We start from the raw sequence: 26,018 nt of genomic DNA, 5'->3' as shown, positions 1-26,018 counted from the left end.
GGTTAGTCCCCGCCGGGTGATCTCGGCACTGGTACAGCCTGACGCCATCGCTCGCACTCAGGAGTTGATGTCGTGTACGGGTCGCACGAGCCGCCCCTCGGGTTCCACGAACCGCCCCATGGGTTCCCTCCGCCACGCAGCAGACCGGCGGCGTACGCCGGCCGGCATCCCGCGGAAGGGAGCGCCACGCCCGAGGCGATGACCGCCCTCGTGGAGCTGCGCGCCGCGCGTCGTTCCCGGGTCTTTCCCGTCGCCACCGCCGTGCTCGGCCTGTACCTGCTCAACGCCCTCCTCGTGAGCACGGCGCGGGACGTGATGGCGATCAGAGTGGTCGGCCATCTGAATGTCGGGCTGGGGTTGGCGCTGTTGCAGTGCGGCACCACGCTGGCGGTCTGCCGGTGGTACGCGCGCTATGCGAGCACCACCCTGGATCCGCTTGCCGAGAGGGCCCGTGCGGGCCTCGGGGCCCGAGGGGAGCAGCGTTGAACGCCGCCTCCGTCCTCGCACAGGGGAACCACGCCGGAGTCGTCATCACCTTCTTCGCGGTCTTCGTCGTAGGTCTGCTGCTCATCTCCCTGCTGGACGCCTCCGAGACGGACACACCCCGCCGCTTCTTCGTCAGCGGTCGCCGACTGTCCTCCGCGCGCAACGGCATCGCCCTGTTCGGCGACTTCATCTCCGCCGCGACGCTGCTGGGCACCCCCGGGCTGATCGCCCTGGCCGGGTTCGACGGCATCCCCTACCTGCTGGGCCCCATAGTCGCCTGGGCAGTGATCCTCCTGCTGATCGCCGAGCCGTTTCACAACACGGGCCGTTACACGGTCGGCGATGTGCTTGCGCACCACCTGCGCCCACGTCCCGTCCACATGGCCCTGGGGCTCGCCACGTTGGTGATCTCCCTGCTCTATCTGACGGCCCAACTGGTCGGGGCCGGTGCCCTCGCTGCCCCGTTGCTCGGCATTTCCGGGGTCGTCGCCCAGAACTTCCTGATGCTGTTCCTCGGCGTCCTGATGATCATCTACGTCGCCATCAGCGGTATGCACGGCGCGACGCTGGTGCAGTGCTTCAAGGCCGCCTTCCTGCTCGTCGCCAGCGCGTTCCTCGCCCTGCTCGTGCTGGCGAGGTTCGGTTGGAACCCCAGTGACCTGCTCGGCGCCGCGGCCGACCGCAGCGGCGTGGGCGAGCGCTTCCTGGCGCCCGGAGCACGGTCCCAGGGCGGCACCGCCGACAAGCTGGACGGGCTGAGCCTGCAACTGGCAGCGGTGCTCGGAGCCGCAGGCCTTCCGCACCTCCTGCTGCGTCTGGGCGCGGTGCCCACCGCGCGAGCCGCCCGCAGGTCCGTCCAATGGACGGCCGTCCTGACATGTGTCTTCTGTGTGACGGCCGGGGTACTGGGGTTCGGCGCAGCGGCCGTGCTCGGCCCCGCGGAGGTCATGAACGGGAACACTTCGGGGAACACGGCCACCCTCCTGCTGAGTGACTCCCTCGGCGGGTCGGTGCTGCTCACCGTGATGTCCTGTGTCGCGTTCGCCACGATCCTGGCCGTCGTGGCGGGCGTCGCCCTCGCGGCGGCGACCTCGATGGCGCACGACATCTACGGAGTGGTCATCCGAAAGGGGCGCGCCACCGAGTCCCAGGAAGTGCTGGTGGCGCGGGTGTCCGCGGTGCTGATCGGCTCCGCGGCGACGGCCCTCGCCCTGTGGGCCTCACGCGTCAACGTCTCCTTCGCCGCCGGACTGGCCTTCGCCGTCGCCGCGTCAGCCGTCCTCCCGGCGCTGCTGTACGGCCTGTACTGGCGGGGCTTCACCACCACCGGAGCGGTGTGGAGCATCTACGGGGGCCTGATCTGCTCGGTGGCCCTGGCCGTGCTCTCTCCCGCCGTCTCCGGAACTCCGACGGCGTTGTTCCCCGACATGGACTTCGCCGTGTTCCCCCTGAAGTATCCGAGCATCGTCTCCATCCCCCTGGGTTTTGTGCTCGGATGGCTCGGCTCCGTGCTGAGCAGGGACAAGCCCCACCCGGCCGCCCGGGCCGCCTTCGAGCGCCGCGTACTCGCAGGCAGCGACACCTCCTGAGGGCTGCGTGGGCGCGGCTGCGGACCGCCCGGACGCCGCACGGCGGCCCGCAGCCCTGTCCATCGGCCGTCGGAGGAGCGTCAGCGGGTGGGGTCGAGAAGGATCTTGCGGACGCCGTCGGCGCGGCCCGCGAACAGTTCGTACGCCGCCGGACCCTCGGAGAGGGCGAAGCGGTGGGAGACCACGACCTCGGGCTTGATCCGGCCGGCCTGGGTGAGGGCGATCAGGGGCGGGAGTTCGTAGTGCACCGAGCACAGCCCGATGGCGAACTCCAGTTCCTTGATCTGCGCCAGGCCCATGTGGAAGGGGAACGCCTTGTTCTGGCTGACCCCGATGACACTCACCCGGCCGGCCTGCCGGACGGCCTTGAGGGCGAGTTCGATGGTGGCGTCCGAGCCCACGGCCTCCACCACGGCGTCCGGCCCGCGTCCGCCGGTCAACTCCCGTACGGCCGCCCGCGCATCGTCGCCCTCGACCGGCTCGACACCCAGGGTGGCGGCGAAGGCGCGGCGCTCCGCGACCAGGTCCGCGCCCAGCACCCGCGCGGCGCCCATCGCGAAGGCGGACTGCGCGGCCATGAGGCCGACCGGGCCGAGGCCGACGACCAGGACGGTCTCGCCGGGCTGGATCCGGGCGCGGCGGCAGCCGTACCAGGCCGTGGGCGCGTTGTCCGTCAGGACGATGGCGGCCTCGTCGGAGACGCCCTCGGGCAACGGCACCAGATTGACGTCGGCGTAGGGCACCGCCAGGGCCTGGGCCTGGCTGCCCGGAAGCTGCGGGCTCACTCCGTAGCAGAGCTCCGTGCTCGACTTGGCGCGCTCGCACCGGGCGGTGAACCCGGCCGCGCACGACCGGCAGTGCGCACAGCCGACAGAGGCGGGCACCAGAACCCGGTCGCCGGGCTTGAAGCGGGTGACCTGGCCGCCGGTCTCGGCGACCACGCCGACGCATTCGTGTCCCGGCGTGTAGCCGAGTTCCGGGCTGAACGGGTTGCCGCCGTAGATGTGCAGGTCGCTGCCGCAGATGCCGGCCGCGGTCACCTGCACCACCGCGTCGGTGGGGCTGGTGACGGCCGGGTCGGGGACATCGCCGTAGCGGATGTCGTGACGGCCGTGGTAGGTCAGTGCCTTCATCGGATTTCGCCCTCCCCTCAGGCCGGTCAGTCCGCGATCTTCAGCACGAGCTTGCCGTGGTTGTCACCACGGAAGAGCCGCATCAGGGTTTCGGGGAAGTCCGCGACCGAGCCGGACACCACGTCCTCCAGGGACTTCAGTCGGCCCTCCGCCCGCCACGTGGCCATGTGAGCGATGCCCTCGGCGTACCGTTCGGCGTAGTCGAAGACCACCAAGCCCGTCATGGAGGCGCGGTTCACCAGCAGCGACAGGTAGTTGGCGGGGCCTTGCGGCTTGGTGCTGTTGTACTGGGAGATCGCGCCGCAGACGACGATGCGGGCACCGCGCGCCAGCCGCAGCAGCACGGCGTCCAGAACGTCGCCGCCCACGTTGTCGAAGTACACGTCGACGCCGTCGGGGGCGTGCTCGCGCAGCGCCTTGCGGATGTCCTCGTTCTGGTAGTCGATCGCGGCGTCGAACCCGAACTCGTCCACCACCATCCGGCACTTGGCCGCACCGCCGGCGATGCCGATGACCCGGCAGCCGAGGATCTTGGCGATCTGCCCAACGACGCTGCCGACGGCCCCGGCCGCCCCGGAGACCACGACGGTCTGGCCCGGCTCGGGACGTCCGATGTCGATCAGGCCGAAGTAGGCCGTCAGGCCCGACATGCCGAGCGTGCCGAGATAGGTCGGCAGGGGAGCGGCCGCCGGGTCGACCTTGGTCACGTCGCGCCCGTCCGACACGCAGTACTCCTGCACGCCGAACGAGCCCGACACGTGGTCGCCGACCGCGAAGCCGGAGTGCCGGGAGGCGATCACCCTTCCCACCGCACCGGCCCGCATCACCTCGCCGAGCTCCACCGGGCGGATGTAGGACCTGCCCGCGTTCATCCAGCCGCGCATCGCCGGGTCGATCGACAGACAGAGCACCTGCACCAGGAACTCCCCGTCGCCCGGCTGCCCGGCCGGCTCCTCGACGTGCTCCCAGTCGGTGGGCCGCGGCTCTCCCACGGGACGTGCGGCCAGACGCACCTGGCGGTTGATCCTGCTCATCTCCGGCGGCTCCTTCGACGGTCGCGTCGGGCCGGTACGGCCGGGAGGCCGCCGTCGTCATGCACCGACGCCTCCACGTTCCATACCGGCTGGTCGGTACGGAGGGTGAGCGTACGGGGCGTGTGCCGTTCGGGACAAGAGGGAGCCCGCTGCGAGGTGCGCCTCATGGGCGCGGTTCAGCCCAGGCCGGCCAGGCCGACGGCGCCTGTGCGGATGATCGCGGCGGCCTCGACCGCTCGTACCCTGGTCCCGTGCCCCCCTCCCGCCTGCACCGTGTCGCCGTTCTCGTGCTCGAAGGTGCCAAACCGCTCGATGTCGGCATCCCGGCTCAGGTGTTCACGACGCGCGCGAGCATGCCGTACGAGGTGCGGGTGTGCGGCGCGGCGCCCGGGCTGGTGACCGGCGGGGACGGTCTGGCGTACCACGTCGCCGACGGTCTCGACGCGCTCGCCTGGGCCGACATCGTCTTCGTGCCCGGCTACCGGTTCCCGGACCGCGAGGACCCGCCGCGGGCCGTCGTCGACGCGCTGACCGCCGCCCACGGCCGGGGCGCCCGCCTCGCCGCCATCTCGACGGGAGCCTTCGCGCTTGCCGCCACGGGCCTGCTCGACGGCAAGCGCGCCACCACGCACTGGCACTACACACGGGCGCTGGCCGAGAAGCACCCCCTCGTCCGGGTCGACGAGAACGTCCTGTTCGTCGACGAGGGCAGCGTGCTGACGTCGGCCGGTGCCGCCTCGGGCATCGACCTGTGCCTGCACATCCTGCGCGGTGACCTCGGCGTGGCCGCCTCCAACCACGCGGCCCGGCGCCTGGTCGCGGCCCCCTACCGCAGCGGCGGCCAGGCGCAGTACGTACCACGCAGCGTGCCCGAGCCGCTCGGCGAACGGTTCGCCGCAACCCGCGAGTGGGCCCTGCATCGGCTCGACGAACCTCTCAGCCTGGAAGCCCTCGCCGAGCACGCGGCAGTCTCACCGCGCACCTTCTCGCGGCGCTTCGTCGAGGACACCGGATACACGCCGATGCAATGGGTCATGCGTGCCCGTATCGACCTGGCCCGTGAGTTGCTGGAGCGGTCGCAGCGGAGCGTCGAGCAGATCGCGGCCGACGTGGGTCTGGGCACCGGCGCGAATCTGCGCATGCACTTCCAGCGCATCCTCGGCACCACGCCGAGCGAGTACCGGCGCACCTTCACCAGGGGCGAGTAGCCCGCCGTACCGTCGCTTGGCGCGATCCTTGCGAACCATGGCGCTCTCGCCACTGCCACGGCCGGATCCCGCACAGGAGGCTGGTGGTGACGAACCGTAGGGACATCAAGAGACACCAAGAGGCATCCATGACTCGTATCGCCATCAACGGATTCGGCCGCATCGGGCGCAACGTGCTGCGCGCGCTGCTCGAACGCGACAGCGACCTCGAGATCGTCGCCGTCAACGACCTCACCGAGCCCACTGCCCTCGCGCGGCTCCTCGCCTTCGACTCCACGTCCGGCCGGCTCGGCCGCCCTGTGACCGTGGACGGAGACACCCTCGTCGTCGACGGCCGCCGCATCAAGGTCCTCGCCGAGCGGGAGCCGGCGCAGCTGCCGTGGGCCGAGCTCGGCGTCGACGTCGTGCTGGAGGCCACCGGCCGTTTCACCTCCGCCAAGGCCGCCCGCGCCCACCTCGACGCGGGCGCCAAGAAGGTCCTCGTCAGCGCGCCGTCCGACGGCGCGGACGTCACGCTCGCCTACGGAGTCAACACCGACGCCTACGACCCGGCCCTGCACACGATCGTCTCGAACGCCTCGTGCACGACCAACGCGCTCGCGCCGCTGGCCGCCGTCCTCGACGAACTCGCCGGCATCGAGCACGGATTCATGACCACGGTGCACGCCTACACGCAGGAGCAGAACCTGCAGGACGGCCCGCACCGCGACGCCCGCCGGGCGCGTGCCGCCGGGGTCAACATCGTGCCGACCACGACGGGCGCCGCCAAGGCGATCGGCCTCGTGCTGCCGGGCCTCGACGGCAAGCTGTCGGGCGACTCCATCCGCGTACCGGTTCCGGTCGGCTCGATCGTGGAGCTCAACACCACTGTCGCGCGGGACGTCACCCGCGAGGACGTACTGGCGGCCTACCGCACCGCGGCGGAGGGCCCGTTGGCCGGCGTCCTCGAGTACTCCGACGACCCCCTCGTCTCCTCCGACATCACCGGCAACCCCGCCTCGTCGATCTTCGACTCGGCCCTCACCCGCGTCGAAGGCCGCCACGTCAAGGTGGTCGCCTGGTACGACAACGAGTGGGGCTTCTCCAACCGCGTGATCGACACGCTGGAGCTGCTCGCGAACGGCTGACCGGCGCCGGACCTGTGATGCGGCTGTGACCCGGAAGTGTGGCCTCCACCACGGTCCGCTTTTCCCGGGCCCTGATGAGGTGGCCCCATGCGCACAGCCGCCCCCCTCTTACCGGTCCTCGCCTTGGCCCTGGCCCTCGCAGGATGCGGGCAGCGACCCGGCCCGCCCGCATCCCACGCGAGCCCCACCTCCTCGAACGACCCGCGCTTCCAGCCGCTTGCCGCCTATGACATGCCCGACGACGACGGCCGTACGGTCGGCAGGGCGCGGTGGACGCTCGCCAAGGAGTGCATGGTCCGCCTCGGTTTCCAGGACCTGAAGAACCTCGACATCGACCCCCTCCCCGCCTGGCCCCGACGCCCCGCGGGCACGGGGGTCGTGCAGCTTTCCCTTTACGCCTCCGACGACCTCCGCTACGGCATCCAGGACCCCGAGCAGGCCGCGCGACACGGCTATCAGGCGGCGCGGGCCGACTACGAGCGGCGCTACCGGGGCAAGAACTGGACCCTGTCCGAATACCTCGCGCTCACCGGCCAGTTCGTCGGGGAGGATCCGACGAGCGTGCACGGCCACCGCATCCCGAAGCGCGGCTGTCTCGGGGAGGCGGACCGCGCGATCTACGGCACGCATCCGCAGGACCGGAAGGATCCGGTCTTGGACCTGGAGACCAAGAGCATTCAGCAGGGCAGGCTGGCCCCGGCGTGGCAGCAGGCGGACAAGCAATGGTCGGCCTGCATGCGCAAGGCGGGCTACCACTACGCAAGCCCCAGGGACGCCGAACTCGGCGAGGACCGTCGACACCAGGAGTTGGAGGCGAGGCTGAACGGGGCGTCCCGCGACCCCGACGAGCCCTCCGACCTCGAGAAGCGGACCGCGACCGCCGACGCCCGATGCAAGCAGCAGACCGGCTACGTCCGCACCGTGCACGCCATCGACGTACGCATCCAGAATCAACTCATCGCCCGGCACCGGGCGAAATTGGAGGCACAGCGCCGCTGGAACGACGACGCGGCGCGCAAAGCCGACGAGATCCTGGAAGACCGCTCGTGAAGGCTGTCCACAGCTTGGCCTGCCACGTGATCAACATGTGACATGGTTGCAGGCAGGCCACCACGACTCTGGTCAAGGAGAGCGCGATGGGAATGTACGACGACGTCTTCCGCACCAGCCTCGAAGACCCGGAGAGCTTCTGGCTGCGGGCGGCGCAGGGCGTCGACTGGGAGGTGGCGCCGTCCCGTGCCCTGGACTCCTCGGGCGCGCCCTTCTACCGCTGGTTCCCGGACGGCCGGCTCAACGTCTGCTTCAACGCGGTGGACCGGCATGTCGAAGCCGGCCGGGGCGAACAGCCCGCGCTCGTCTACGACTCCCCGGTGACCGGCACCGGGCGCACCTACACCTACACCCAGCTGAGGGACGAGGTGGCGGCCTTCGCCGGGGCGCTCGCCGGGCTCGGTGTGGGGCACGGCGACCGGGTGGTCATCTACATGCCGATGGTCCCCGAGGCCGCCATCGCGATGCTGGCCTGCGCACGCATCGGCGCCGTCCACTCGGTGGTCTTCGGCGGGTTCGCCCCACCCGAACTCGCGGTCCGCATCGACGACGCTACTCCCAAGGTGATCGTCTCCGCCTCCTGCGGTATCGAGGGCAAGCGCGTCATCCCGTACAAGCCGCTGCTGGACCGCGCGATCGAACTCGCCGGGCACAAGCCGCAGAAGCGGATCATCCTGCAACGGCCCCAGGAGCGGGCCGAGTTGGGGCCGGACGACCTCGACTGGGCCGGCCTGGTCGCCGACGCGCCGCCGGCCGCCTGTGTTCCCGTGGCCGCGACCGACCCCCTCTACATCCTGTACACGTCCGGAACGACCGGAAAGCCCAAGGGAGTTGTCCGCGACTGCGGCGGTTGCGCGGTGGCGCTGCACTGGTCGATGGGTGCCGTGTACGACATCGGCCCGGGCGAGACGATGTTCACCGGGTCCGATGTCGGCTGGGTCGTCGGGCACTCGTACATCGTCTACGGGCCGCTGCTGGCCGGCGCCACGACGGTGCTGTACGAGGGCAAGCCGGTCGGCACCCCGGACGCGGGCCAGTTCTGGCGGGTCGCCGCCGATCACGCCGTCAAGACCATGTTCACGGCGCCCACCGCCTTCCGCGCCATCAGGAAGGAGGACCCGAAGGGCGCCCTCACCGCGGACTACGACCTGTCCCGGCTGCGCTACCTCTTCCTCGCCGGTGAGCGCCTCGACCCCGAGACCTACCACTGGGCGAGCGCCCTCCTGGACATCCCGGTGATCGACCACTGGTGGCAGACGGAGACCGGCTGGCCGATCGTCGCCAACCCGGTCGGCATCGAGGCCGCCCCCGTCAAACCCGGCTCGCCCACCCGTCCACTGCCGGGCTGGGACGTCCGCGTCCTCGACCCCTCGGGGCAGCCCGTGCCGGTCGGCGTCGACGGCGCGATCGTCGTGAAGCTGCCCCTACCGCCCGGTTCGCTGCCCACCCTCTGGAACGACGACGCCCGCTTCGTCGCCTCCTACCTCTCCGCCTACGACGGCTACTACCTCACCGGCGACAGCGGGCACCTCGACGAGGACGGCTACGTGTACGTCATGGGCCGCACCGACGACGTCATCAACGTCGCCGGACACCGGCTGTCCACCGGCAGCATGGAAGAGGCCCTGGCCGCACACCCCGATGTCGCCGAGTGCGCCGTGATCGGCGTCGCGGACGACCTCAAGGGACAGGTCCCCCGCGGCTTCGTCGTTCTGAAGGCGGGCACCGCCCGCGACCCGGGGGAGGTCGAGGCCGAACTGGTCCAACTCGTACGCGAGCGCATCGGCGCCGTCGCCTCCCTCAAGGAGGTCGCCGTCGTGGCCGCCCTGCCCAAGACGCGCTCGGGGAAGATCCTGCGCAAGACGATGCGCGGTATCGCCGACGGCCTCGACGAACCCGTCCCGTCCACGGTGGACGACCCGAGCGTCATCGAAACCCTGCGCCCGCTTCTCCGCCGCCCCGACGGCACCGTCTGAGCACGCTGCCAGGTCTCCGGTGTTGAGGTTCGTCCTGGTCGACGAGCCCTGTACCGGAGACCTCACTTGCTCCACGATCACGACACGCCTGTCACAGCGGACTCAGAGCGGGTTGAGGCGGGCCTTGAGCAGGCAGAACTCATTGCCTTCGGGGTCGGCCAGGACGTGCCACTGCTCCTCGCCGGTCTGGCCGATGTCGGCCGGTCGCGCCCCGAGCTTCAGAAGGCGTTCGAGTTCGGCGTCCTGATCGCGGTCGGTGGGGTTGACGTCGATGTGCAGCCGGGTTTTCCCCGGCTCCGGCTCGTCCCTGCGGCTGAGGATGATCGTCGGCTGCGGGCCGCCGAACCCTTCGCGTGGCCCGATCTCGATGCAGTCGTCCCCTTCGCGATCGAGCACCACGAAGTCCAGGACCTCGCACCAGAACCGCGCGAGCACCTCAGGGTCGCGGCAACCGAGCACGAGCTCACTGATACGACATGCCATTGACGAAACCCTCTCTCGGCCTGGGAACTGCCGTGGGGCCACACGCGTACCTCACGGGCTCCCAGCAGTGAAGACAGTCTCGCGACCGTACCGGGCGGGGCGAGCACGGGCGAAACGATTCTAGGCCGGCCCTCTGCGGGCTGCCGGGCAAGCCGGCTCGCCGGCCGGGGATGTGCCGCGGAGCCGGCCGCGTAATGGCACCGCTCACCCCGCGGAGTAGCGGCTGCCCACGTCCCCCTCGTCGGTCGCGTCCACGGCACCGGCCGAATCCAGGCTCGGTAGCACGAAGTTGACGATCGTGAGCTGGTGCCCGCAGTGGGGGCAGGAGTGTTCCGTCCCCAGCGGCGGCAACGGCACCGAGTGGCCGGCGTCGGCCCCGGCCGCCCCGAGCACCTTGACCGCCTCAACTGCCTCGCCCGTGCCCGCCGGTTCGGCCGTAGGCGGGCCGGGGGCGATCCGCGTGCCATGCGTCCGCTCCCAGAGTGCACGGCATGTGGCGGTGCAGAAGCGTGAGTCGGGGCGGTCCCGGCGACGGGGCGTCGGGACGAGCTCGATGCCGCATGTGGCGCAGAGACTGGTGGCGTTGCTCATGGAGCCTCCCGGGTCGGAGTGGGGGGTCATCGCGATCCGTTGCTCAGTAGAGCGCGGCGATGGTTACCGCGCCGGAACGCCTGCCGTTACCCCGCTGCAACCCGGGATATGCGATGCGGTCGCGATGGTGCAGGCCGGACGGCTGTTACGTCGCTGAAACCCCCTCGGTGAGAGCATCGGGCGCCGGCGGTGAAGTCAGGGCTGCGCAGATCCATGGTGAAACGGCTTTGATCGGCTGTCGGGTTGCGCGTCCTGGATTGGCGGCTCTGCGGGAGGGAGGAAATTCCGCTTCCGGGGTCTTCGGCGCGCCCTGGAACGGCCACCGACTTATGGCGTCGAGTTTTCCCCTGGCCCGACCGAGCGGTCGGCCGGTGGTTGAATGGGTGAGGAATTACCGGAACGAAAAGGAGAATGGCTCGTTCCGGCTTCCGTGCCGCCGTGTAAGGGTTCCTGTTCAGCGGAATTGACAGGCCGTCTCAAGTGCTGGATGGCGTCACTGGCCCGCCCTCTGGACTGTGCGCTGCTGTTAGAGTGAACGCGCCAGGGAAAAGGACTCTTGTTCACCTGGAGGCTCGTTCGAAAAGCGGGTGCGTCACAGTTCGGCTCCTCGCTCGAGCGGACTCCACAGGTCTGAGAATCGAAGTGCCCCACGACCTGACTGCGGCGGGCGCAGTGGTGACGCAGCCGTACAGTGCCGGCATCGATGACCCGGTCGCCACGATATGAGCGCGTGATGTCGGTGAACGTCACCCCGGTCAATTGCGACGAGGATCGATTGATCCACTCGTGGCAGTGGAATCGGGTGTGCCGGAATGCGTCGCCCGAAGGTGCGACGCATGGGGAAGGCGTTGATCGAGCGAACGGAGATGTGGGTGCGACGGGGGAGTACCAATGACGGGATCGTCGACATCGATATTCGATCATTATCCGCGGAAGGATCACCGAGAAACGACGGCGAGGACCCGGACCATGTGGCGGCTCTCGCGGAATTGGACGGTCCACTGCCACCCATCATCGTGCACCGCGCATCGATGCGGGTGATCGACGGACTGCACCGGCTGCGTGCCGCCCAACTGCGCGGCCACAGCACCATCGCGGTGACCTTCTACGACGGCACCGAGGCGGACGCTTTCGTGCTCGCCGTCGAGTCGAACGTGCGACATGGACTGCCCCTGTCACTGCCGGACCGCAAACGGGCCGCCGCGCGGATCATCGCCACGCATCCGCAGTGGTCGGACCGGAAGATCGCCTCCGTGACGGGTATCGCCCCCGGCACGGTCGCCGATGTCCGCCGGTCGGCGACGGTCGGCGCACCCGGGGACGTCGCGAGGATCGGCCGGGACGGGCGGGTCCGTCCCGTCGACATCGCCGAGGGGCGCAGGCGGGCGGGTGAACTGATCACCGAGAACCCGAATCTGTCACTACGTCAGATCGCCAGGGCCGCCGGCATTTCCCCGGAGACCGCGCGGGACGTGCGCAATCGCCTCGGCCGAGGGGAGGAGCCGCTGCTCCCCCCAAGGCCACGGGGCGTCCGGCCCCGTCCGCGTGAGGAAATCCTGAAGGTCGTGCCGCGGACCGGCTACGGCGAGGACCGGCACGACACGGCCGCCGGGTCCGCCTTCACGGAAGGGCTCTCGGCGGTGAACCGGCTCAAGGCGGACCCCGCTCTCCGGCTCAACGAGACGGGGCGGCAATTGCTGCGACTCCTCAGTGTGCACATGCTTCCGCCGGACGAGTGGGAGGGAATCGTCGACACCGTCCCGCCGTACTGGAGCGGCACCGTGGCCCATCTGGCCCGCGAGTGCGCGCATATATGGGAAGAGGTCGCCGCCCGGGTCGAGAAGAATACCGCCCAGGGCAATGATTCATCGGCTTCCCCGGCGGATTCGTCGGCCTGTCCGACCGTGTGATTTCACCGGCCCGTCCAACCGGCTTGTCCAACTGTGTTGTGCGAGCAGTTGGACGCGGACGCCGCTTACCCCTCTCGCGGCGAGCGGAAGCCTTCCGGCCGGGCGGCATTGTCTGACGCCGCTCGGCCGGAACGGTATGCCGAATGGCCGGCCCGATGTGCTTCCCGTACTTCCACGTGCGCAGCACTCCCGCATTTCTGTCATGTGCACGATGTGTTCGGCTGTCCCTCAGGCAGGCCAGGAACGCCCAAAAGCCCAGCGGGAGTGCGTGGTTGGCCAGAATTCAGACAGGTATCGTCGCCTCCCGGATCGCGGTGCAGGAATGCACCCGAGAGACTCTCCGCCCATTCACGTTCGCTGCTTCGCCCAATCCCTACAGCAGGAGGTCCTCCTCGACATGCTGGTCACTCAGACCCCCGGTGGGGTGATGATGAAGGGCGGCGATGATTCGGAGCCCTCAAAGATCAGGCCGGGAACATCGCGGCGGGTACTCGCCTTTGTCCAACCGCATCGCGGGACGGTGCTCGCCCTCATTCTCGTGACGCTCGTCGATTCCCTCGTCATCGTCGCGACTCCTCTGGTGCTGAAGGAGATCGTCGACAGCGGGATCCTGAAGGACGACGCCGGCGTCGTCGTCGGCCTGGCCCTGCTCGTGGCCGGGCTCGCCCTGGTCGGCTCCGTGACCCAGCTCGCGCAGAGCGCGCTTTCCGGCCGTATCGGCCAGGGAGTCAGCTACGACCTGCGGGTCCAGGCGTTCCGCCATGTGCAGCGCTTGCCCCTGGCCTTCTTCACCCGCACCCAGACCGGCGCCCTCTCCAGCCGGCTCAACACCGACGTGGTCATGGCCCAGCAGGCCCTCACCACCTTGCTGCTGTCGGCGACCGGCACCCTCACCGTGGTGCTGGTACTCGCCGAGATGTTCTATCTCTCCTGGCTCGTCAGTCTGATCGCACTCGTGCTGCTGCCGGTGTTCTTCCTGCCCTGGATGTACATCGGCCGGCGACTTCAGGCGCATTCCAGGAAGCAAATGGAATTGCACGCCAACCTGAGCGGAACGATTCACGAGCGTTTCAATGTGCAAGGCGCCATGCTCGCCAAACTGTTCGGCCGCCCGGTGGAGGAACTGGCGAAGTACCAGGGCGAGGCGGAGAAGGTGCGGGAGGTCGGCGTACGGCTGACGATCTTCAGTCGCCTCGCGTTCATCCTCATGGCCCTGCTCACCGCGCTCACCACCGCCCTCGTGTACGGCGTCGGCGGTGGACTCGTCCTCGACGAGGTCATCGGGCTCGGCACCCTGGTGGCCCTGGCCACCCTGCTGGGTCGGTTGTTCGGCCCCATCACGCAGCTCTCCAGCATGCAGGCCAACGCCCTGACGGTCATGGTCAGTTTCGACCGGATCTTCGAACTGCTCGACATCAAACCGCTCATCGAGGAGCGCCCGGACGCCGTCGCGCTCCCCGCGCCCAGCAGCGGCTCGGCCCCGGAGATCCGCTTCGAGCAGGTGTCCTTCGCCTACCCCCGGCCCGAGGAGGTCTCCCTGGCCTCCCTGGAGACCCACCCGGCCTCGGGCGACGAGCGCGGCAGGGCAGTGCCGGAGGTCCTGCACGGACTGGACTTCACTGTCGCCCCCGGCACGCTCACGGCACTGGTCGGCCCGTCCGGTGCCGGCAAGACCACACTCACCCACCTGGTGTCCAGGCTGTACGACGTGACCTCGGGAGCCGTCCGCATCGACGGCAAGGACGTCCGCGACCTCACGTTCGACTCGCTGCGCTCCACGGTCGGCGTCGTCGCCCAGGACGCGTATCTCTTCCACGACACCATCCGCGCGAACCTCGCCTACGCCCGCCCCGAGGCCACCGAGGAGGAGCTGATCGAGGCGTGCGTGCGGGCCCGCATCTGGGACCTGATCGGCTCCCTGCCCGACGGGCTCGACACGGTCGTCGGCGACCGGGGCTTCCGGCTCTCCGGCGGCGAGAAGCAGCGACTGGCCGTGGCCCGGCTCCTGTTGAAGGCACCGGCGATCGTCGTGCTCGACGAGGCCACCGCCCACCTGGACTCCGCATCGGAGGCCGCCGTCCAACGCGCCCTGAAGACGGCCCTGAGCAACCGCACCTCCCTGGTCATCGCGCACCGGCTCTCCACCGTCCGCGAGGCCGACCAGATCCTCGTCATCGACGACGGCAAGGTCCGCGAACGGGGCACCCACGAGGAACTCCTCGCCGCCGGCGGCCTGTACACCCACCTGTACAACACCCAGTTCCGCAAGTCCGAGACGCAGCCCCCGCCCCCCGGCAACGGCCACCGTGAGCACGTCCCGCCGCAGGGTCCGCCGGCCCCGAAGATCCGGACGCGCGGCGGCGGAATGCCCGGCGGAGGAATGGCAGGTGGCATGCCGGGCGGCGGAATGGGCGGCCCCGGTATGGGCGGCGGCGGTCTGCGCGGCCCACGGGTGCGGGGCGACGGCTCCTCCTGATCGGCACCAGCAGCCCGCAGAAGCAGTCGTCCGTCGAAGGGGGAGAGATGAACGGCACGTCGGTGGCAGCGCCCGTCTCGGTGCTGGAGTTGTTCCGTGCCCGCGTGGCGCAGGCGCCGGACGCGGTGGCGGTGCTCGCCGGTGAGCGGGTGATGTCGTACGAGGAACTTGACGCGGCCTCCGACCGCATGGCGGCGCATCTGCGCGGGCGCGGCGTCCGTCGCGGAGACCGGGTGGCGGTCCGGCTGGAACGTTCCGCCGACCTGGTCGGCGCGTTGCTGGGCGTGTGGAAGGCGGGGGCGGCCTATGTGCCGGTGGACAGTGCGTATCCGGCGGAGCGGGTCGCGTTCGTGCTGGAGGACTCCGCGCCGACCGTGACGATCGACGAAGTCGCCACGGACGAGGGCGAAGCTCCGTCCGTCGCCGTGGCCGTGGCCGGGGACGATCTCGCGTACGTGATGTACACGTCCGGTTCGACCGGTGCGCCGAAGGGTGTCGCCGTGCCGCACGGCGGCGTCGCGGCTCTGGTCTCCGACAACGGCTGGGCCGTGGGACCGGGCGACGCGGTGCTGTTCCACGCCCCGCACGCCTTCGACATCTCGCTGTTCGAGGTGTGGGTGCCGTTGGCGACGGGTGCGCGCATCGTCGTGGCGGAGCCCGGTGTGGCGGTCGACGCGGCGGCCGTACGGCGTCACATCGCCGCCGGTGTCACGCACGTGCACGTCACCGCGGGGCTCTTCCGGGTGCTGGCAACGGAGGCGCCCGACTGCTTCACCGGCGCACGGGAAGTCCTCACCGGTGGTGACGTCGTACCGCTGGAGTCCGTGGAGCGGGTCCGCGAAGCCTGCCCGGAGGTGCGCGTGCGCCACCTGTACGGCCCCACGGAATCGACCCTGTGCGCCACTTGGCACCTCATCGAGCCGGGCGACGACACCGCTCGGGAACTGCCGATAGGCCACCCGCTCAGCAACCGTCAGGTCCATGTTCTCGACGACTCGCTCCGGTGCGTCGCCCCCGGCGTGACGGGCGAGCTGTACATAGCCGGTGCCGGCCTGGCGCGTGGGTATCTGGGCAGGGCCGCGCTGACCGCCGAGCGGTTCGTGCCCTCCCCGTTCGCGGACGGGGAGCGGATGTACCGCACCGGCGACCTGGCCCGCCGGACGGAGGACGGCGGGTTGGTCTTCGCGGGCCGCGCGGACTCCCAGGTGAAGATCCGGGGCTTCCGTGTCGAACTCGGCGAGGTGGAAGCCGCGTTGACCGCCCAGCCCGGTGTCGCCGAGGCCGTCGTCGTCGCCCGTGAGGACCGGCCCGGCGAGAAGCGGCTCACCGGATACCTCGTCCCCGACGGCGACACCACGGACCCCGACCTCCTGCGCGACCGCCTGGCGAGGGTCCTGCCCGACTACATGGTCCCGGCCGCCCTGATCGTCCTGGACGCCCTGCCCCTGACCGTCCACGGCAAGGTCGACCACAACGCCCTTCCCGCACCGGAGTTCACGGCGACGACGAGCCGTGAGCCGCGGACCCCGGCGGAGACACTCCTCTGCGAGCTCTTCGCGGACGTCCTCGGCCACGAGCGGGTCGGCGTGGAGGACAGCTTCTTCGAGCTGGGCGGCGACTCCATCATGTCGATGCAGCTCGCCGCGCGCGGCAACCGCAAGGGCATCGTCTTCAGCGCTCAGGACGTCTTCGAGCGTGAAACGCCCGCCGCTCTCGCCGCCGTGGCACAGCTCGAAGTCACCCACGATGCGGCGGCTGCACAGGCCGACGTCCCCCTCCTGGACCTCACCGCGGACGAGTCCGCCGAGCTGGAGGCCAAGGTTCCCGGCCTCGCCGAGATCTGGCCGCTCACCCCGCTGCAGGAAGGACTGCTCTTTCACGCCGCCTACGACGAGCAGGGCCCCGATGTCTACGAGGGCCAGTGGGTGCTGGAACTGAGCGGGCGGCTCGACGTCGGCCGGCTGCGGGCGGCCTGGCAGGGCGTGGCGGCCCGGCACGCGACCCTGCGGGCCGGCTTCCACCGGCTCGCCTCGGGGCGGCTGGTCCAGGCCGTCGTGGGGGACGTACGGATCCCCTGGCGGGAGGTCGATCTCTGCGGGCTCGGTGCGCGGGAGACCGAGGCGCGGCTCGCCGAGACGGCCGCGCGTGAGCAGGCGGAACGATTCGACCCGGCCCGGCCCCCGCTGCTGCGACTCGTCCTCGTCCGGCTCTCCGACACGCGTCACCGGCTCGTCGCGGTCACGCACCACATCCTCTTCGACGGCTGGTCCATGTCCGTCGTCCTCGATGAGGTCTCCGCGCTGTACGCGTCCGGCGGCGATGCCGCGGCGCTCGGGCCGGCACCGTCTTTCCGGGACCATCTGGCGTGGCTCGCCCGGCAGGACAAGGAGGCCGCGCGTGCGGCGTGGCGGGCCGAGCTGGCCGGGGTGGACGAGCCGACCCTCGTCGATCCCCTGGAACGGGCGAAGGACTCGGCCGACGCCGGCTGTCCGACCCGCGAGTTCCCGGAGGAGTTCACCGCCCGGCTGGTCGCCTTCGCGCGCGGCCGTGGGCTGACGGTCAACACACTGCTGCAAGGAGCCTGGGCGCTGGTGCTGTCGCGGCTCACGGGCCGCACCGACGTGGTGTTCGGCGCCCCGGTCGCCGCCCGTCCCACCGAACTCCCGGGCGTCGAGGGGATGGTCGGGGTGTTCATGAACACCGTGCCCGTCCGGGTTCGGCTCGACGGCGGCCAGTCGGTGCTGGAGATGCTGACCGCGCTGCAGGGCCGCCAGTCCGCGCTGATCGGCTCCCACCACCTGGGACTGTCGGAACTGCACAAGCTCACCGGGTCCCGCTCCGCCTTCGACTCGGTCCTCGTCTTCGAGAACTACCCCCGCGCGGTCGGCTCCCCGCAGTCCTCCGACGCCCTGCGGACGGACCACGTCTCCACTGTGGAGGGCACCCACTACCCGCTGACGCTGGGCGTCGTCCTCGGCGACCGCCTCCAGCTCCGCCTCGCCCACCGTCGCGCCCGCTTCTCGGACGCGGACGCCGAAGGACTGGCGCACGCCCTGACACGGGTGCTGGAACAGGTGGTCGCCGACCCGTCGGTGCCGGTGGGACGGCTGGCGGTGCCCGGCGTCGCCGCCGATCCCACCCCGTCGCCGGACGCCCCCGAAGAGCACCCGGACGCCTCCCCGCTTCCGCCTCGCCGCTTCACCGACCAGGCAGCCCGCACCCCCGAGGGCATCGCCCTCGTCGCGGCCGACCGCGAGCTGACGTACGCCGAACTCGCCCATGACGCCGAGCGCCTGGCGCACCACCTGTCCGCGTACGGCGTCGGCCCCGATTCCCGCGTGGCCGTCCTGGCGCCCCGCTCGGTGGAGCTGATCACCGCCCTGCTGGGTATCGCGCTCGCGGGCGGCGCGTACGTCCCCGTCGACCCGGGCCACCCCGCGGACCGCATCGCCTTCGTGCTCGCCGACGCCGCGCCCGACGCGGTGCTGTGCACGGCGCGGACCCGGGCGATGGTGCCGGAGCGGTTCGCGGGCCCGGTGGTGATCCTGGACGAGGAACCACCGGCGGTGGCCCCCGACGGGCGGGTCCTCGTGGCCCCCGACGCCGACCACACCGCGTACGTCATCCATACCTCCGGTTCCACCGGCACCCCCAAGGGCGCCGCCGTCACCTGGGGCGGGCTGCGGAATCTGGTCGCCGACCGGATCGAGCGGTACGCCATCGGCACGGACACGCGTCTCGTGCAGCTGGTCTCGCCCAGCTTCGACGTGTCGATGGCGGACATCTGGCCGACGCTGTGCGCGGGCGGGCGGCTGGTGCTGGCCCCGCCCGGCGGGCACACCACCGGCGACGAGCTCGGCGACCTGCTGTCCGACCACCGCATCACCCACGCCGTGATGCCCGCCGTCCAGCTCACCCACCTCCCGGACCGTGAACTGCCGGCACTGCGCGTGCTGGTGAGCGGCGGCGACGCCCTCCCGGCGGACACCCGCAGGCGTTGGGCAACCCGCTGCGAACTCCACAACGAGTACGGCGTCACCGAGGCGGCTGTCGTCTCCACCGTCACCGCCCCCCTGGACGAGACGGGCCCGCTGACGATCGGCGGCCCGATCGCGCGCGCGGGCGTGCACGTCCTGGACGGCTTCCTGCGTCCCGTGCCGCCGGGCGTGACGGGCGAGTTGTATGTGACCGGCGCCGGGCTGGCCCGCGGCTATCTCCACCGGCCGGCGCTCACCGCCGAGCGGTTCGTCGCCGACCCGCGCACCCGCGGCGGACGGATGTACCGCACCGGTGACCTGGTCCGCCGGACCCCCGGCGGCGAGCTGGTGTTCGCCGGACGGGTCGACGAACAGGTCAAGCTGCGCGGGCACCGGATCGAGCTGGGCGAGGTCGAGGCCGCGCTCGCCGACCACCCGGACGTCGAGCAGGCGGTCGCGGCGATCCACGACGCCCGGCTGATCGGCTACGCCGTGCCCGCGGACGGGCGCGCGCCGGACCCCTCGGCCGTACGCGCCCATGCCTCGCGCACGCTCCCCGACTACATGGTCCCGGCGGCCGTGATGGTCCTCGACGAGCTGCCCCTGACCCCGAACGGAAAGCTGGACCGCGAGGTTCTGCCCGCGCCCGAATTCGGCGCCGGAGCCGTGGGCAGGGCGCCGAGGACCCCCGCCGAGGAGGTCTTCTGCACCGCCATCGCCGAGATGTTCGGGCTCGACCGGGTCGGCGCCGACGACAGCTTCTTCGCGCTCGGCGGCGACTCCATCACCTCGCTGCAACTCGTCACCCGGGCCCGGCAGGGCGGACTCGTCGTCACGCCCCGGCAGATCTTCGACGAGAAGACCCCCGAGCGGCTCGCGGTCGTCGCCGAGCCCGTCGGCACCGGGAACCGGGCAGCCGACGCCGACGACGGTGTGGGCGAGGTGCCCTGGACGCCCGCGGCGCACTTCCTCGGCGAGCGGGTCGCGGGCAGCGCCTTCGCACAGTGGACGATCCTGACGGCACCGCCCGGGCTGCGCCAGAACGCCCTCGCCGCCGCCCTCGCCGCCCTGGTCGACACCCACGCCATGCTCCGCGCCCGCGTGACGGACGACGGCGCGGGGCCGCGGCTGCTCGCCGGCGCCGCAGACCGCGCGAGCACCGCCGGTCTCCTCGCCCGCACGGACGCGACCGGGACCGCGACCCCGGCCGAACTCGCCGACGCCGCCGACCAGGCCGCCCGCGAGGCCGTGGCGCGGCTCGACCCGGCGGCCGGGGCCATGGTCCGCGCCGTATGGCTGGACGCCGGACCCGAGCGGGCCGGGCGGCTGGTCGTCGCCGTACACCATCTCGTCGTCGACGGGGTGTCGTGGCGGATCCTGGTGCCGGACCTCAAGGAGGCGTACGAGGCCGCGGCCGCCGGACGCACCCCCCGTCCCGCCCCGGTCGCCACCTCCTACCGGAGCTGGACCCGGCGGCTGGCGGCGGAGGCCCACCGCGACCGGCGCGTCGCCGAACTCCCCGCCTGGGCCGCGCTGCTGCGGGACGCCACCCCGCTGCCCGGTGTGCCGCCCCTCGACCCGGACCGGGACACGGCGGCGACCCTACGCCACGACTCCTGGACCCTGCGCAACAACGACACCGCCACCCTCGTCGGCCGGACGGCCGCGCTGTTCCACTGCGGCATCCACGACATCCTGCTGGCCACGCTGGCGGGAGCCGTCGCCCACTGGCGGCAGGACCCGTACGCGCCGGTCCTGGTGAACGTCGAGGGCCACGGCCGTACACCGCTGGACGGCGCCGACCTGTCCCGTACCGTCGGCTGGTTCACCAGCGCCCACCCGGTACGACTCGACGTCGGCGGCGTCGACCTGCACGGGGCGCTGGCCGGCGAGGCCGCGGCGGGGCGGCTGCTGAAGACCGTCAAGGAGCAGAGCCGGGCGGTGCCCCGCGACGGGCTGGGCTACGGGCTGCTGCGGTACCTCAACGCCGAGACCGCGCCGGTCCTGGCCGAACTGCCCGTCCCGCAGGTCGGCTTCAACTACCTGGGCCGGTTCGACGCCCGCGCCGGCGGCCCCGGCGGATCCCGCACGGCCGTGCCCTGGGAGCCGGCCACCGCGCGTGCCCTGTACAGCTCGGACGACCCGCGCATGCCCGTGCCGCACGCCCTGGACGCGGGCGCCGTCATCCGCGACACCCGCCACGGCCCCGAACTGACCCTCACCCTCAGCCGCCCGGTCCGGGTCCTCGCCGACGAGGCCGCCCACTCCCTCGGCCGCATCTGGCTGGCACTGCTGCGCGGACTGGCGGCCCACTGCGACCACCCGGCGGTCGGCGGCCACACACCGTCCGACTTCCCCCTGCTGGACCTGGACCAGGACGAGGTCGAGCAACTCGAAGCGATAGCGGCGGACCTCGAAGGAGGACTCTCCCGGTGACGTCCACACCCCCGGTCCACGGCTCGGCGCTCGCCGAGGTCTGGCCCCTGTCCCCGTTGCAGGAAGGTCTGCTCTTTCACGCCGAGTACGGCGGGCAGGGTCCCGACCTCTACACCATCCAGCGCACCGACCTGCTGAACGGACCCATCGACGCCGGCCGGCTGCGCGCCTCCTGGCGCGCCCTGCTGCACCGGCACTCCGCCCTGCGGGCCAGCTTCCACCGCCGCAAGTCGGGCCGGACCGTGCAGCTCATCCCGCGCGAGGTCGCCCTGCGCTGGCGCGAGGTCGATCTGTCGGACCCGGACCTGACCGAGGCGGAGGCCCTCGCCGAGGTGCGGCGGCTGGCCGCCGAGGAGCGGGCGGAGCGTTTCGACCTCGCCAAGGCGCCCCTGCTGCGGCTGCTGCTCGTCCGGCTGAGCCCCGAACGGCACTGGACCGTGATGACCTCCCATCACATCCTGCTGGACGGCTGGTCGATGCCGGTCATGCTCACCGAACTCGCCGCCGTCTACGCGGCCGGCGGCGACGCCTCCGGGCTCGGCCCGGCGCCTTCCTTCCGCGATCATCTGGCCTGGCTGTCCCGGCAGGACAAGGCGGCTGCCCGCGAGGCGTGGCGGACCGAACTCGCGGACGCCGACGGCCCCACCCTGGTCGCCCCCGCCGACCCGGACCGCGCACCCGTGCTGCCCGAGAAGCAGGAGCTGCCCCTCTCCGCCGAACTCTCCGACGCCCTGGTCACCCTCGCCCGCCGCCACGGACTGACCGTCAACACCGTGATGCAGGGCGCCTGGGCGATGCTTCTGGCCCGGCTGACCGGCCGCACGGACGTCGTCTTCGGCGCGACCGTCGCCGGCCGCCCCGCCGAACTGCCCGGCGTCGAGGCGATGGTGGGCCTGTTCATCAACAGCGTGCCCGTACGGGTCCGGCTGGACGCCGACCAGCCCGTGCTGCGGCTGCTGACCGAGCTTCAGGCCCGCCAGTCGGCGCTCCTCGCCCACCAGCACCTCAGCCTGCCCGAGATCCAGCGGGTGGGCGGACCGGGCGCGGTCTTCGACACCATGCTCATGTTCGAGAACTACCCCCTGCCGCCCGAGGCGGCGTCGGCGCCCGGAGCGCTCGCCTTCACCCACGTCGAGGGCCACCAGGCGACCCACTACGCGCTGACCCTCGGCGTGATGCCGGGACGGCCCATGAAGGTCCATGTGACCTACCGGCCCGACGCCATCGACACCGACGTGGCCCGGGACCTGCTGGGCCGGCTGCAGTGGGTGCTGGAGCAGCTGGTCTCCGACCCGTCCGTGTTGGTGGGCAGGGTCGGCCTGGTGGGGCGGTTGGAGCGCGGGCTGGTGGTGGAGGGCTGGAACGCCACCGCCGGGGAGGTTCCGCCGGGTTCCTCGGTGCTGGAGATGTTCCGCGCGCGGGTGGCGCAGGCGCCGGACGCGGTGGCTGTGGTCGAAGGTGAACGACTGGTGTCGTACGGGGAGTTGGACGAGGCTTCGGATCGGGTGGCGGCGCGTCTGCGGGAGCGTGGGGTCGGCCGGGGCGATCGGGTGGCCGTGCGTCTTGAGCGGTCGATTGACCTGATCGGCTCGCTGCTGGGGGTGTGGAAGGCGGGGGCGGCGTACGTCCCGGTGGACAGTGCGTATCCGGCGGAGCGCGTCGCGTTCGTGGTGAAGGACTCCGCGCCCGTCGTGACCCTTGACGACCCCTCGGCCCTCACCTCCGAGGGCGAGCCCCCTGTGGTGGCGACGGCCGAAGAGGACATCGCGTACGTGATGTACACGTCCGGTTCGACCGGGACGCCGAAGGGTGTCGCCGTGCCGCATGCGAGTGCGGCGGCGCTGGTGGGGGAGTCGGGCTGGGGTGTGGGCCCCGGTGACGCGGTCCTGTTCCATGCCCCGCATGCCTTCGACATCTCGTTGTTCGAGGTGTGGGTGCCGTTGGCGAGTGGGGCTCGGGTGGTGGTCGCCGAGCCGGGTGTGGCGGTGGACGCGGCAGCCGTGCGGCGGCACGTCACTGCCGGGGTGACTCATGTGCACGTCACCGCCGGGCTGTTCCGGGTGCTGGCCGAGGAGGCGCCCGACTGCTTCGACGGCGTCCATGAAGTCCTCACCGGCGGCGATGTCGTACCCCTGGAGGCGGTGGAGCGGGTGCGCGCGGCCTGCCCGGGCGTCCGCGTCCGGCATCTGTACGGTCCCACCGAGGTCTCCCTGTGCGCGACCTGGCATCTGTTCGAGCCCGGCGAGGAGCAGGGCGACGTCCTGCCGCTGGGCCGGCCGCTCAACAACCGTCAGGTCTATGTCCTCGACCCCTTCCTCCAGCCGGTGCCGCCCGGAGTGACCGGTGAGCTGTACGTCGCCGGTGCCGGGCTGGCGCGCGGCTATCTGGGGCGGGCCGCTCTGTCGGCGGAGCGGTTCGTGGCCTCGCCGTTCGCCGCCGGGGAGCGGATGTACCGCACCGGCGACCTGGTGCGCTGGACCACCGGCGTCGAGCTGGTCTTCGTCGGCCGGGCCGACGCGCAGGTGAAGATCCGGGGTTTCCGTGTCGAACTCGGCGAGGTCGAGGCCGCGTTGGGCGCGCTGCCCGGTGTCGCCCAGGCGATCGTGGTCGCCCGCGAGGACCGGCCCGGCGAGAAACGGCTCATCGGCTATCTCGTGCCGAGCGGCGCGGACCTGGACACCGAGGCCGTCCGCGCACAACTGGCCGGCCGACTGCCCGAGTACATGGTCCCGGCTGCCCTGGTCGTGCTCGACGCGTTGCCGCTGACCGTCAACGGCAAGGTGGACCACAAGGCGCTGCCCGCGCCGGAGTTCGCCGCCTCCGCGAGCCGGGAGCCGCGCAGCCCCGCCGAGGAGCTCCTGATCGAGCTGTTCGCCGAGGTGCTCGGCCGGGAGCGGGTCGGTGTGGAGGACAGTTTCTTCGCGCTGGGCGGCGACTCCATCATGTCGATGCAGCTCGCCGCGCGCGGCACCCGCCGCGGCGTGGTGTTCAGCGCCCAGGACGTCTTCGAGAACGAGACGCCGGCCGCCATCGCCGCCGTGGCCCGGCTGGAGACCGACGACGAGGCCACCCAGGACGTCGAGACCGGGCCCGTCCCGCCGACGCCCGCCCTCGTGGCCGCCGGCGCCACCGCCGCCCGTCCCGGATTCGCCCAGTGGACGGTGGTCGGCGCACCGCCCGCGCTGGGCGTCGAGACGCTCGCCGCCGGGCTGGGCGTCCTGCTCGACACGCACGACATGCTGCGGGCCCGGCTGGCGGACGGGCCGCAGCTCGTGGTGGGGGAGCGGGGCGGTGTCGAACCGTCGGGGCTGATCTCCGTGCTGCGGGTGACCGACCCCGGCGAGCTGGACGGGGCCGTGGAGCGGGCCGCGCGTGCTGCGGTGGGGCGGCTGGACCCGAGGGCCGGCGTGATGGTGCGGCTGGTCTGGGTGGACGCCGGCCCCGACCACGTGGGGCGGCTGGCCCTCGTCGCGCACCACCTCGTCGTCGACGGGGTGTCCTGGCGGATCCTGCTGCCGGATCTGCGGGCCGCGTGCGAGGCGGCGGCGCGGGGCCGCGCGGCGGAACCGGTCGCGGTGGGCACCTCGTTCCGGCGTTGGGCGGCACTGCTGGAGTCCGAGGCACGGCACGAGGACCGGCTCGCGGAGCTGGACGGCTGGCGGAAGGTGCTCGGCGCCTCGGACGCGCCCATCGGCGCACGGGCGCTCGACCCGACCCGGGATACCGCCGCCACCCTCGAACGTCATACCTGGACCGTGCCGACGGCGCAGGCACGGGTGATCGTCGGACGCACCCCCGGTGTCTTCCACTGCGGTGTCCACGAGGTGCTCCTCGCCACGCTCGCCGCAGCCGTCGTAGAGTGGCGCCCCGGTACGAACCATGACGTTCTGGTCGATGTCGAAGGCCATGGCCGTACGGCGGTGTCCGGCGCGGACCTGTCCCGCACGGTCGGCTGGTTCACCAGCGTCCACCCCGTCCGGATCGATCTGACGGACGTCGACCTCGAGGAGGCGGGCGACGGCGGACCGGCCGCGGGAGCGCTGCTGAAGGCGGTGAAGGACCAGGTCCGGGCCGTGCCCGGCGACGGACTCGGCCACGGACTGCTGCGCCACCTCAACCCGGAGACGGGGCCGCTGCTGGCCGCGCTCCCCACCCCCCAGGTCGGTTTCAACTACCTCGGCCGCTTCCCCGCCCCCACGGCGGACGTGGCCGCCTGGCAGCCCGCCGGACCGTCCGCCCTCGGCGGCTCGAACGACCCGGACATGCCCGTCAAGCACGCCCTCGGCGCGGGAGCGGTGATCCGCGACGGCGCCGAAGGCCCCGAACTCACCCTGCTGCTGAGCCACCCCTCCGGCCCGCTCGACACCGCCTCCGTCGAACGGCTCGGCCGGATCTGGCTGCGGCTGCTGGACGGCCTGGCCGCGCACACCGGGGATCCTGCGGCCGGCGGCCACACCGCCTCCGACTTCTCCCTCCTCGACCTCGATCAGGACGAAGTCGACGAACTCGAAGCAGAGTTCGCCGACGAGCACCCGTAGTCAC

General features: G+C 71.6%; 14 protein-coding genes. 10 read left to right on the top strand and 4 right to left on the bottom strand.

Annotated elements, in window-relative coordinates; translation table 11 throughout:
- The first annotated feature begins 198 nt into the window (after window positions 1–198).
- A complete protein-coding gene (locus tag ABD932_RS28040) occupies window positions 199–486 on the top strand; it encodes a DUF485 domain-containing protein (RefSeq protein WP_345016580.1) in 288 nt (95 codons plus the stop codon).
- On the top strand, window positions 483–2,075 hold the full coding sequence (locus ABD932_RS28035) for a solute symporter family protein (RefSeq protein WP_345016578.1): 1,593 nt from the start codon (window positions 483–485) through the stop codon (window positions 2,073–2,075). Before ABD932_RS28040 ends, ABD932_RS28035 begins: the two co-directional genes overlap by 4 nt.
- Window positions 2,076–2,155: 80 nt before the next feature.
- Here the strand turns inward: ABD932_RS28035 and ABD932_RS28030 are convergent, their stop codons facing one another.
- Window positions 2,156–3,208, bottom strand: a complete 1,053-nt coding sequence (locus tag ABD932_RS28030) for an alcohol dehydrogenase catalytic domain-containing protein (RefSeq protein WP_345016576.1) — start codon at window positions 3,206–3,208, stop codon at window positions 2,156–2,158.
- A gap of 26 nt (window positions 3,209–3,234) precedes the next feature.
- Entirely contained in the window at window positions 3,235–4,242 is a 1,008-nt protein-coding gene (locus tag ABD932_RS28025; RefSeq protein WP_345016574.1) for an NADP-dependent oxidoreductase, read from the bottom strand.
- A 251-nt stretch (window positions 4,243–4,493) separates the two neighbouring features.
- Between ABD932_RS28025 and ABD932_RS28020 the strand changes: the two genes are divergently transcribed.
- The 4 genes from ABD932_RS28020 to ABD932_RS28005 all read left to right on the top strand — a co-directional run bounded on the left by ABD932_RS28020 (window position 4,494) and on the right by ABD932_RS28005 (window position 9,603).
- Window positions 4,494–5,450 (top strand): GlxA family transcriptional regulator, encoded by a 957-nt coding sequence (locus ABD932_RS28020; protein ID WP_345016572.1) that lies wholly within the window; start codon window positions 4,494–4,496, stop codon window positions 5,448–5,450.
- A 128-nt stretch (window positions 5,451–5,578) separates the two neighbouring features.
- Window positions 5,579–6,577: a type I glyceraldehyde-3-phosphate dehydrogenase gene (gap, locus tag ABD932_RS28015; protein WP_345016570.1), complete on the top strand. Its 999-nt coding sequence runs from the start codon at window positions 5,579–5,581 to the stop codon at window positions 6,575–6,577.
- An 87-nt stretch (window positions 6,578–6,664) separates the two neighbouring features.
- Window positions 6,665–7,627 carry a hypothetical protein gene (locus tag ABD932_RS28010; protein WP_345016568.1) on the top strand — a complete coding sequence of 321 codons (963 nt, stop codon included), beginning with the start codon at window positions 6,665–6,667 and terminating at the stop codon, window positions 7,625–7,627.
- Between the two features lie 86 nt (window positions 7,628–7,713).
- Window positions 7,714–9,603 carry an AMP-binding protein gene (locus ABD932_RS28005; RefSeq protein ID WP_345016566.1) on the top strand — a complete coding sequence of 630 codons (1,890 nt, stop codon included), beginning with the start codon at window positions 7,714–7,716 and terminating at the stop codon, window positions 9,601–9,603.
- 102 nt (window positions 9,604–9,705) lie between these two features.
- Here the strand turns inward: ABD932_RS28005 and ABD932_RS28000 are convergent, their stop codons facing one another.
- Both ABD932_RS28000 and ABD932_RS27995 read right to left on the bottom strand, forming a co-directional pair.
- Entirely contained in the window at window positions 9,706–10,086 is a 381-nt protein-coding gene (locus ABD932_RS28000; protein ID WP_069572944.1) for a VOC family protein, read from the bottom strand.
- 204 nt (window positions 10,087–10,290) lie between these two features.
- A complete protein-coding gene (locus ABD932_RS27995) occupies window positions 10,291–10,677 on the bottom strand; it encodes a hypothetical protein (RefSeq protein ID WP_345016560.1) in 387 nt (128 codons plus the stop codon).
- An 836-nt stretch (window positions 10,678–11,513) separates the two neighbouring features.
- On the opposite strand from ABD932_RS27995, the gene ABD932_RS27990 reads away from it, so the two are divergent.
- The 4 genes from ABD932_RS27990 (at window position 11,514) to ABD932_RS27975 (ending at window position 26,014) form a co-directional block, all read left to right on the top strand.
- Window positions 11,514–12,587, top strand: coding sequence for a ParB/RepB/Spo0J family partition protein (locus tag ABD932_RS27990; RefSeq protein ID WP_345016558.1), 1,074 nt, complete (start codon window positions 11,514–11,516; stop codon window positions 12,585–12,587).
- A gap of 397 nt (window positions 12,588–12,984) precedes the next feature.
- A complete protein-coding gene (locus tag ABD932_RS27985; RefSeq protein ID WP_345016556.1) occupies window positions 12,985–15,063 on the top strand; it encodes an ABC transporter ATP-binding protein in 2,079 nt (692 codons plus the stop codon).
- Window positions 15,064–15,110: 47 nt separating this feature from the next.
- Entirely contained in the window at window positions 15,111–21,476 is a 6,366-nt protein-coding gene (locus ABD932_RS27980) for an amino acid adenylation domain-containing protein (RefSeq protein WP_345016554.1), read from the top strand.
- Window positions 21,473–26,014, top strand: a complete 4,542-nt coding sequence (locus ABD932_RS27975; protein ID WP_345016552.1) for an amino acid adenylation domain-containing protein — start codon at window positions 21,473–21,475, stop codon at window positions 26,012–26,014. The genes ABD932_RS27980 and ABD932_RS27975 overlap by 4 nt, the downstream gene beginning before the upstream one ends.
- Window positions 26,015–26,018: the final 4 nt, after the last annotated feature.

The sequence above is a fragment of the Streptomyces shaanxiensis genome, assembly GCF_039537145.1.
Classification (GTDB): Bacteria; Actinomycetota; Actinomycetes; order Streptomycetales; family Streptomycetaceae; genus Streptomyces; species Streptomyces shaanxiensis.
The sequence above is the reverse complement of the archived record's forward strand: the minus strand, read 5'-3'. Positions and strand labels throughout refer to the sequence as shown.

Coding starts and splice junctions, on each gene's coding strand:
- ABD932_RS28010 (WP_345016568.1), top strand. CDS start 6,665: ATGCGCACAGCCGCCCCCCTCTTACCGGTCCTCGCCTTGGCCCTGGCC.
- ABD932_RS27980 (WP_345016554.1), top strand. CDS start 15,111: ATGAACGGCACGTCGGTGGCAGCGCCCGTCTCGGTGCTGGAGTTGTTC.
- ABD932_RS28000 (WP_069572944.1), bottom strand. CDS start 10,086: ATGGCATGTCGTATCAGTGAGCTCGTGCTCGGTTGCCGCGACCCTGAG.
- ABD932_RS28030 (WP_345016576.1), bottom strand. CDS start 3,208: ATGAAGGCACTGACCTACCACGGCCGTCACGACATCCGCTACGGCGAT.
- ABD932_RS28025 (WP_345016574.1), bottom strand. CDS start 4,242: ATGAGCAGGATCAACCGCCAGGTGCGTCTGGCCGCACGTCCCGTGGGA.
- ABD932_RS27990 (WP_345016558.1), top strand. CDS start 11,514: ATGGGGAAGGCGTTGATCGAGCGAACGGAGATGTGGGTGCGACGGGGG.
- ABD932_RS28040 (WP_345016580.1), top strand. CDS start 199: ATGACCGCCCTCGTGGAGCTGCGCGCCGCGCGTCGTTCCCGGGTCTTT.
- ABD932_RS28005 (WP_345016566.1), top strand. CDS start 7,714: ATGGGAATGTACGACGACGTCTTCCGCACCAGCCTCGAAGACCCGGAG.
- ABD932_RS27995 (WP_345016560.1), bottom strand. CDS start 10,677: ATGAGCAACGCCACCAGTCTCTGCGCCACATGCGGCATCGAGCTCGTC.
- gap (WP_345016570.1), top strand. CDS start 5,579: ATGACTCGTATCGCCATCAACGGATTCGGCCGCATCGGGCGCAACGTG.
- ABD932_RS27985 (WP_345016556.1), top strand. CDS start 12,985: ATGCTGGTCACTCAGACCCCCGGTGGGGTGATGATGAAGGGCGGCGAT.